Annotated in this window: 2 protein-coding genes; one reads left to right on the top strand and one right to left on the bottom strand. The window is 62.6% G+C overall.

The annotated features are described in order from the left end of the window. Positions 1–573 (bottom strand): helix-turn-helix domain-containing protein (locus AC1D1S_RS20935; protein ID WP_476995424.1); only part of this gene is annotated, 573 nt, incomplete at its 3' end. A 908-nt stretch (positions 574–1,481) separates the two neighbouring features. Between AC1D1S_RS20935 and AC1D1S_RS20940 the strand changes: the two genes are divergently transcribed. Next, positions 1,482–1,958 (top strand): nucleoside/nucleotide kinase family protein (locus tag AC1D1S_RS20940; RefSeq protein WP_476995425.1); only part of this gene is annotated, 477 nt, incomplete at its 3' end.

Genomic DNA, 1,958 nt, shown 5'->3' on the forward strand with positions numbered 1-1,958 from the left:
CCCCACTCCCGGCTCGAAGACAGCCAGGGAGAACCTCGCCGGCTCCGTGCCCGGATTGGCGTAAGAGTGTGCCACGTCGCCGGGGAACGTCACCGCATCGCCCTCATCGAGGGTGAGTAATTGACCTGCGACCTCCACCGTGACCGTGCCCTGCTGGACCTGCAAAAGCTCCTTGGTGCCCGACGTGTGGGCCTCGCTCACATGACGGTCGCCGGGACCCAGCGTCCAATCCCACAGTTCAACCACGTCCGGCGGTTCGGTGCCGGCCACCAACACCCCGTGGCCGCCGGACTCACCGCTCCACAAAGCAGCGCCCTCACCACTGCGCGTGACCTTCACCGGCTTCGGGCGAGGTGGCTCGACCATCGCCGGCAGCCCCACACCCAGCGCGTCGCTGATCCTCAGCAGAGTTCCCACGCTGGGATTCGCGGCACCCTGCTCCACATTGACGACCATCCTGCGGCTTACCCCGGCAGACTCCGCCAGCTGATCAAGCGTCCAGCCCCGCGACTGCCTCTCCTGCTTAACTCGGGCGCCGATTGCCAGCGCCAAGCTCGTTGTACTTTCATCCATAAGTGCATCATACTGCACTTTCAGTGCACTGAATGACTGCCCGTCGTTAGGCCGCCGTCAACGAGTGGCCAAAAGACCCTCTTGAGCTTCGACGGCGCACCTCATGCCGCCAATCAGGACCAAGCCGTGCAGGACTCTCGTAGACGATCTCCAGTGAGAAACACGACAATGACCGCATCCGCTGCTGTCTTGGAAAACAACAGTTTTTCGAGACTAGGCGCCGATGCCCCCAGCGCTAAGCCGGGTCGGCGTGATTCCTAATCTCCTCATGGGGAGTGGGTCCGCAACGCTCTGAACTGGCCAATTTGCGGTGTGAACAAAATTACACACTTTGGGCTTCGGATCGGGTCGTACCGGTTCCGGACTGGGCCGGATTGGCGATGTTTGCGGGGGAGTGGCGGAAATTCAAGGGCTGGAACCCGGTTCGAGTCCCACCTCGGGCACGTGTTTTCCCTGTTCAGGGGCTTGTGGTCCTCTGAATGTGTACCAATCTCCTTTTATGGGCCCCTGCGGGGGCCCATTTTTGTTGGTGGCGGCTGGTCTGGCGGTTCCTTCTCTTGGCTTGGACAGCGGTGTGGCTGCGTACTCCTTCATGGCCGGGAGCGCTTGGAACTGCATGACCTGCTGCGTCTTGGGGCCATTCGGGCCTCCCTTCTTGCTGTTTGTGTCGGGCGTGGTTGGCCTTGTACCTGTTCATCTCCTGGAGTTGTGGTGACGGCATGACCTGAGGGAAGTTTCTGGGAGATTTTCTGGTCCTCGATTCGTTCCTTTTCTTGGCCGGAGAGAGGTGGGCGGGCGTTTGTCCGGCAAAGGTTGTGTGGACCGTGTCCACGCCAATGTAACGTGATGCCGTAGAACACCGGTCAACCTCCTGCCCTGGTCCAGGCGAGAGCCGGAAAGGAGAAGCGATGAACACCCCTCCATACCTGCGCTGGGACGAATCAGGCCAGCAGCAGCTCCTCGCCCGGGCTGAAGCGCTGCTCCAGCGGCGACGACGGTGCCTGCTCGGAATAGCCGGGGCGCCCGGTGCCGGAAAATCCACCATCTCCGTATGGCTGCTGGAGCACCTGCTCACCAACCATCCCGGGCAGGTCGCCCTGGTCCCCATGGACGGATATCACCTGGCGCAGTCGCTGCTCGAGTCCCGCGGGCTGGAGCACCGCAAGGGCGCTCCGGACACCTTCGACGGTGCCGGGTACGTCGCGTTGCTCCGCCGGCTAGGCTCAGAGACCTCGCGGGAGATCTTCGCGCCTRTGTTCCGCCGCGAAGTCAACGACGCGATCGCCGGGGCCATCGCCGTCCCGCCGGAAACACGCCTGATCATCACCGAAGGCAACTACCTGCTCTTAGACGAGGCCCCATGGAACGAGGTCGCATCCCTCCTG

The sequence above is a fragment of the Arthrobacter sp. P1_A5 genome (assembly GCF_056406825.1).